Annotated in this window: 8 protein-coding genes, 1 tRNA gene and 1 pseudogene; 9 read left to right on the forward strand and 1 reads right to left on the reverse strand. The window is 68.8% G+C overall.

The genetic code is table 11. The features are described 5' to 3' along the window. Positions 1 to 670: 670 nt before the first annotated feature. From FPZ47_RS25790 to FPZ47_RS25805, 4 genes are all read left to right on the forward strand, one after another. Positions 671 to 2,005: a phosphoribosyltransferase family protein gene (locus FPZ47_RS25790; RefSeq protein WP_144956879.1), complete on the forward strand. Its 1,335-nt coding sequence runs from the start codon at positions 671 to 673 to the stop codon at positions 2,003 to 2,005. A 152-nt stretch (positions 2,006 to 2,157) separates the two neighbouring features. Beyond that, positions 2,158 to 2,460 (forward strand): hypothetical protein, encoded by a 303-nt coding sequence (locus FPZ47_RS25795; protein WP_145039697.1) that lies wholly within the window; start codon positions 2,158 to 2,160, stop codon positions 2,458 to 2,460. Between the two features lie 88 nt (positions 2,461 to 2,548). Next, entirely contained in the window at positions 2,549 to 2,974 is a 426-nt protein-coding gene (locus FPZ47_RS25800; RefSeq protein WP_144956862.1) for a hypothetical protein, read from the forward strand. Positions 2,975 to 3,149: 175 nt separating this feature from the next. Further along, positions 3,150 to 3,593 (forward strand): Hsp20/alpha crystallin family protein, encoded by a 444-nt coding sequence (locus tag FPZ47_RS25805; protein ID WP_144956865.1) that lies wholly within the window; start codon positions 3,150 to 3,152, stop codon positions 3,591 to 3,593. An 11-nt stretch (positions 3,594 to 3,604) separates the two neighbouring features. On the opposite strand, the gene FPZ47_RS25810 is transcribed toward FPZ47_RS25805, so the two are convergent. Then, the gene (locus FPZ47_RS25810; RefSeq protein WP_210420013.1) at positions 3,605 to 4,543 is read right to left on the reverse strand and encodes a ribose-phosphate diphosphokinase; all 939 of its coding nucleotides are present in this window, start codon (positions 4,541 to 4,543) and stop codon (positions 3,605 to 3,607) included. Between the two features lie 250 nt (positions 4,544 to 4,793). Between FPZ47_RS25810 and FPZ47_RS25815 the strand changes: the two genes are divergently transcribed. The 5 genes and pseudogenes from FPZ47_RS25815 (at position 4,794) to FPZ47_RS25835 (ending at position 6,540) form a co-directional block, all read left to right on the forward strand. After that, on the forward strand, positions 4,794 to 5,249 hold the full coding sequence (locus FPZ47_RS25815; protein ID WP_144956868.1) for a DUF5709 domain-containing protein: 456 nt from the start codon (positions 4,794 to 4,796) through the stop codon (positions 5,247 to 5,249). Between the two features lie 19 nt (positions 5,250 to 5,268). Beyond that, positions 5,269 to 5,487 carry a hypothetical protein gene (locus tag FPZ47_RS25820; RefSeq protein ID WP_144956871.1) on the forward strand — a complete coding sequence of 73 codons (219 nt, stop codon included), beginning with the start codon at positions 5,269 to 5,271 and terminating at the stop codon, positions 5,485 to 5,487. A 74-nt stretch (positions 5,488 to 5,561) separates the two neighbouring features. Continuing rightward, a pseudogene (locus FPZ47_RS29980) lies at positions 5,562 to 5,669 on the forward strand (CAP domain-containing protein); the annotation flags it as partial. A 111-nt stretch (positions 5,670 to 5,780) separates the two neighbouring features. Then, positions 5,781 to 5,853, forward strand: a tRNA-Arg gene (locus FPZ47_RS25830). A gap of 282 nt (positions 5,854 to 6,135) precedes the next feature. Next, positions 6,136 to 6,540, forward strand: coding sequence for a hypothetical protein (locus FPZ47_RS25835; RefSeq protein ID WP_144956876.1), 405 nt, complete (start codon positions 6,136 to 6,138; stop codon positions 6,538 to 6,540). Positions 6,541 to 6,602: the final 62 nt, after the last annotated feature.

Consider the following 6,602-nt stretch of genomic DNA (forward strand, 5'->3'; position numbering starts at 1 on the left):
TCATCACAGCAAGCACCGACAAGTCCCGGACACCCAATCCACCCCCGGGCGCGACCAAGGCGGTCGTCACGATGCGCAGATCGGCCACCAGGGCAGCCCCGGCCCCCGGACGTCAGTGCGTACATCCTCAGCGCCCCAACCGAATAACAACACCTCAACCCGCTGCGACCACCACGAACTCACTTCACGTGAATCTTCTCGTCAGGTCGAACCAAGGCCACCGGCGTCACCACCGACGGCCTCGCCCTCGGCCCCGCACCACCGTTCCTGCGCCCGTTCGGCAGCAGTGGGCATGCCCAGCCGATACAGCAGCAGGCCTGCTCGGGCACCAGCCCGCCGCGGCGCTGAGGAGAACGTTCACGCCCGCAAATTCCGTCAAGATCCGCCAGCGCGGCGAATGCACCCGCCCGAGGAACAAAACTGGTGAGCACCACGCTCCCTGCCATCAGGCTCACCACACGTTCGAGCGTCCATCCCTGCGGCTTGGGAATCCCGAATGGCCACCCGCGGTCGCTGCGCGCCGGTGCACCGGTGGCCTTGGTTCCCTCGAAAGTGGGGCCGAAGGGCCCTTCGGTGGGCCGACCCGGCGCGACACACTCGTTGCATGGACGAATCGGACGGCGATGGCGGGCGTCTGCTGGGCGGACGGCTGGGCGCGTTGCGCGGTGGTATCCGGCTGTTCGACGATCGCGCCGACGCCGGAAGACATCTGGCCGAGCGCCTGGAACCCCTGCGCGGCAAGGACATCGTCGTGCTGGCGCTGCCGCGCGGCGGGGTGCCGGTGGCCTTCGAGGTCGCCAAGGCGCTCAACGCGCCGCTGGACGTGCTGGTGGTGCGCAAGCTGGGGGTGCCGTATCAACCCGAATTGGCCTTCGGCGCCATCGGCGAGGGCGGCGTACGGGTGATCAATGAAGCCGTGGTGGGCGAAGCCGACCTCTCCGAGGACGAGATGGCCGCCGTGGAGGCGAGGCAACGCGCCGAACTGGAGCGCCGCTCGGAACGGTTCCGGCGCGGCCACGCCCACGTCCCGGTGTCCGGGCGGGTCGCGGTGATCGTCGACGACGGCGTCGCGACCGGCGCGACCGCCAAGGCCGCCTGCCAGGTGGCGCGCGCCCGGGGCGCGAGCCGGGTGGTGCTGGCGGTGCCGATCGGTGGGCGCGACATCTTCACCAGATTCTCCGGATACGCCGACGACGTCGTCTGCCTGCACACGCCGGAGTTCTTCTTCGCCGTCGGCCAGGGCTACCGCAATTTCGCCCAGACCTCCGACGACGAGGTGGTCGCACTGCTCGATCGTGCCCGGGACGGCTTCGGCGAGCCCGCGGTCATCGCCGCCGACGACCCGCCGATACGCGACGAGGAGGTCCGGGTGAACGCCGGCCCGGTGTCGGTGGCCGGACACCTGATGATCCCGGAGCGTCCGGTCGGCATCGTGGTGTTTGCGCACGGCAGTGGCAGCAGCCGCCACAGCCCGCGCAACCGCTATGTGGCCGAGGTCTTGAACGCGGCGGGCCTTGCCACCCTGCTGTTCGACCTGCTCACCCCCGAGGAGGAACGCAACCGCGCCAACGTCTTCGACATCGGGCTGCTGGCGCGGAGGTTGGTCGACGTGACCGGCTGGCTGGCCCGCCAGGCCGACACCGCGGAGCTGCCGATCGGCTACTTCGGCGCCAGCACCGGCGCGGGCGCGGCCCTGGTGGCCGCCGCCGATCCCGGGGTGAACGTGGCGGCCGTGGTCTCCCGCGGCGGGCGACCGGATCTGGCGGGCCAGTCGCTGACCGACGTCCTCGCCCCGACGCTGCTGATCGTCGGCGGGCGTGATGACGTGGTGCTGGAACTGAATCGACAGGCGCGGGGCATGATCCCCGGCGTCTGCGAGCTCGCCGTCGTTCCCGGCGCCACCCACCTCTTCGAAGAACCGGGCACACTCGAGCAGGTCGCCGCGCTGGCCCGGGATTGGTTCATCGAACACCTCAGCCGCGTGGCCACACCCGTGAAGCCCTAGCCGACGATGAGAAGCTATGGCGCGCAACTCATCTGGATCGCCACACTGGGCCGTGGGCAGCGCATCTGCGGTTCGGCGCCGGGGCAACCACCGCCCGCGGCGACATCGCCCGAGCCGCGCCCGACGAGAGTAGCGTGGTCCGGGTGACCAGGATGACCGTGACTGTCCCCGCGACCGTCGACGCCGGAGAGCTCGAACGCGAACTGGTCACCGCGGTCGCCGACAGGCTGCGGGACGACCACGGCTATCGCTTGGCGGCACAGGGCCCGACGGGCGCCTCAGCGGCCCGGACCGAGTACCTGATGGATCCCGCCGGCAAAGTCGTCGTCGACAAGAGGCCGGGCGCGCTGAACGTCAAGCTGCGGGGCCTGCAGGTCGACGCGCACGACCTGTTCACCGGGATCAGCAGCGAGCTGGAGTTGCGGCACGAGGGGCTGCGCACCGAGATCGGCTGACCGGTCCGTGGCTGCGAACGGTTGAGGGACCCGAAAACATGACCTTCGACCCTGGTCGCAGCCGGTCGCGCTGCACAGACTGCAGACTATGACCACATCTGACAGCACGACGCAGACCTGGCGCGACGTGGCCGACCAGCTCACCGCCGCGCAGATCGCCCAGCTGGAGCGCCTCGAGCACGACGAGCCGCAGACGCTGCTGGAGATGGCGCGGCAGTGGGCGGCCGACAACGAGGCGACGGCCTCGCCGTTGGACGCGGTGGCGCCGCCCACCGGCGCGGTGCGCACGTTCGGCTGGCAGCGGGACGGCAACTGGTTCCGCGACTTCAAGGGCACCCTGCGTCAAGGGGGGCTGGCCCGCGTGGAGATCTGCGGCCGGCAGGAGGCCGACGGCTCGACGCGGCGGTGGATCAGCGTGCACACCCGCCACCTGGACGCACTCGACGCGCCGGCGGCCCGCGAACTGGCGGCCGCGCTCACAGCAGCGGCCGACGAGTTGGAGTGGCTCGCCTGAACTGAGGCCGTCCGCGGCTGGGTGAGCCGATTATTTGGGTGAGCTGAACATATTGGGCGCCAGAGTGTTCGGGCCGAATTGCGGCCGCGGATGGGACTTCGGGCCCTACCGGTCGACGGCGCGTCGTCCAAGGATCGAGGGCACATCAACAGCAAACCGAAACCGAGGAGGGGTCATGAACGATCTCCCTGCCCGTCACCAACCGCGCTCGTGGCTGCCGGACTGGTCCGATTTCTGGTCGGACCTGCACACCGGCATGCCGTCGTGGGCGGGTCTGCGCTCCAGCCACCTGATCCGGCTCGAGGAAGAGCTGGCGGACGGCCACTACCTGTTACACGCCGAACTGCCCGGCATCGACCCGGCCAAGGACATCGACATCACCGTGCACCACGGCCAGCTGACGATCAAGGCCGAGCGCAGCGAGAAGAAAAAGGCCAAGGGGCGCTCGGAATTCAGCTACGGCTCGCTCACCCGGTCGGTCACGCTGCCGCCCGGCGCCGACGAGGAGGCCATCAAAGCCACCTACGACAAGGGCATCCTGACCGTGGACGTGGCCGTCCCCGAGCAGAAGGCCGCGGCACCGGCCGAGAAGCACATCACGGTCCAAGCCGCCGGCTGAGGCCCGGGTCTCTAACGCGCGGGGATCGGCGGGTCACGCAGCGGCTTGTCGGTGTGCAAACACGCGATGGCGTCGGCAATCGTCGGCGCCACCGACGCGATCTCGATCGTGGCTCCGGTGTTCTTGACCGCCACGGTGTCACTGACCAGCACGCGGCGCAGGCCGAGGTCCTGAAGCCGCCCGGCCGCGGCATGGACGAAAAGCCCGTGCGTGGCGGCGACGACGATGTCGTGTGCGGCGCCCCCCGCGCGCAGCAACCCGACGGCGGCCTCGATGGTGGCCCCGGTGGTGATCATGTCGTCGACGATCACCGCCGTTCGGCCAATTACGTCACCGGCGACGTCCAGGGCGGCAACGGCCGAGCCGGCTCCGCGTTGTTTGCGCACCACCGCCACCGGGCCGTGCAGCACCGCCGCGTACCGCTCGGCCAGCTTGACCGCGCCCAGGTCGGGGGCGACTACCACCGTGCCGTCGGGCAGGTGGCCGGCCAGCGCGCCCGCCAGGGCCGGGACGGCCGACAGTGTTTCCGCCGGGATCCGGCACACCGCTTCCAGTTCCGGGGTGTGGGGATCGACGACGACGAGCCGGTCGGCGCCCGCGGCGGCGATCGCGTCGGCGACGACGGCCGAGCCGAGGGCCTGTCCCGGCGCGGTTCGGCGATCCTGGCGTGCGTAGCCGAAGTACGGCACCACCGCGGTCACCCGTCCCGCACGGGACCGGCGGCACGCGTCGACCAGCAACAGCAATTCGACGAGATGCTCGTTGACCGGCGGCGACGTCGGCTGAACGATGTAAACGTCAGCGCCGCAAGCATTTTCAACCTGGGGCCGCAACTCCCCGTCGGGGAACCGCTGCAGCGTGCATCCGTCGGTCTCGACGCCCAGGTGGTTGGCGACGGCCTGGGCCAGCGCCGGGTTGGCGCTGCCGGGGACGATTCGCAAAACGGTCATCGGGCATCCCTTCGTCACCGTGCGTGTCCGCACCCGGGCGGGCCGACATCAACCATCGCACCGGCCAGGTCGGGGGCCGAGGGGCCGAAAGTCCCTTGTCAGCCGCACGACGTCACGCCGGGCCGGTCGTCGTTCACCGGTCCAACGGCTTCGGCCGTAGGGACGAATGGCCCTAGGCCGGGGGACATCCCGTTTCTATGGTGGGTCAAGGCGAATAATCACCCACCAGCGAGGATCTGGATAGTCGACGATGAGCACTCATTATGAAACCGGCCCGGCGCCAGGAGAATACAGCGCCGAGGACGACAACCAGCTCCAGCCGGAGGACACCCTCGTCGACCGCGGTGTCGACGATGTGCTCGACGAGGGTTACTCGCCACCCGAGTACCCTTACGGACGCGGCGCCTTCGGCCCCGGCGAGAGCATGGATCAGCTCCTCGCCGAGGAAGAACCCGATCCGGCCTCGCGGATCGACGTCCCGCTCGACGAGGCCGAACGCCAGCGCTCCGACGACGCCGAGCGCGACGCCGAATTCCCGCAGCGTCGACGCGAGGTCGGTGGCGCGCGGGCCGGCCGACTGGTAGCACCCGACCACGGCTTCGGCGAAGACACCGAGGCGGACATGGTTGCCGAAGACGTCGGCATCAGCGGCGGCGCGGCCTCGGCCGAGGAAGCCGCGATGCACATCATCGAAGAGACGGACTAGCGCAAAGGGCGCTCCCGATATGAAGCTGTGGGTGCAGATCGCGGGCCGCGACGAGGACGCCGAGTTCCCCGATGACGTCGACTACGAGATACTGAACGGCGGTGTCCTGATGATCAGCAGCGGCAACGACATTCGCCTCTACAGCCCCCACCATTGGCAAGAAGTCATGATCGACACGAGCCCCACGGCGCAGCGGGACGAGCGTCAGCCCTCCGACGACGACATCCAATGGCAGTAGCCGTCGCGGCACGGTGATCACGCACGACACTGCGCCGATCGCGACCCTCGCACACGGAAGGGGGTACTCACATGGATCCCGATCCCGACTATGACGCCTCCGACGAGATTGAGTACGCGGTGAACTGGTTCGCCTGGATGCTGCGCGGTGGCTGTCCCCCGCCGGCCTATCCGCCGGTGTGAGTTGCGCGTCGCGGGGCTTTGGGCGGACGGGGGCTAGACTCACATCCGCCGCACCCGGACGGCGGCCCGACCGTCCGGAGCGGCACCGGGACGTCAAAGAACATCGTCCGCGCCCTCGTAGCTCAGGGGATAGAGCACGGCTCTCCTAAAGCCGGTGTCGCAGGTTCGAATCCTGCCGGGGGCACAGGTCCATACATCCTGTTCAGAGGCCGTTTTTGGCCCTATGGGCGGGCCGACGCGTGCGATCTCCGTGTGATCTTTTGTAGCGCCTGCCAGCACTTGCCAGAGCATCCACCCTTGGTCTAACGGCCGGTCCGCCGGTTTGCCGAGACCGTCCAGCACGTCGCGACGGTGGCGCCGACCTCCAGCGCGCTGCTCCCGGCGCAGCCGGTGAGTCAACTTTGGGGTCTTGGGAATGATAACGGCGTCGCCGGGGAACGTCATTGGAGTGCGTCCGGATCGAAAGATGGCTGCCATCGGCTGTGTCGCGGCGCTGTTGGCGGCGGCGTGCGGGCCGTCGGATACCGCGACCACCAGCAGGCGGGCATCGCCGTATATGACCACGGCCTCGGCGCAGCCCACGCGCACCTTGTCAGATACACAGATAGTGGCTGAGGCGAGGACGTTTCTGCTAAGTCAATACGGCTTAGGTCCCGACCAGCAGTTTCGAGACATTCCTCAGGAGGGTCCTGGGTCGGGCGATTGGGCGGCCCGGATCGACCACATAACCTATGTGCACGATTCATACGAACTAGACGTGTTCATGCTCGTCACCCCAGGCGCCAAGGACACCGCGCTCGACGCGGCCCACTCCATCGCGCTGATGATCCGCCAGGACCCGCCACTCCAGCAGAACGTGTTATGCGTTTGAGTTAATGAGCCAGACCTGGTTGAAAATACCCAGCCACTCGTGGGCGTGTCGGGCACGTTCGG

This window comes from Mycobacterium helveticum, assembly GCF_007714205.1.
Lineage (GTDB): Bacteria > Actinomycetota > Actinomycetes > Mycobacteriales > Mycobacteriaceae > Mycobacterium > Mycobacterium helveticum.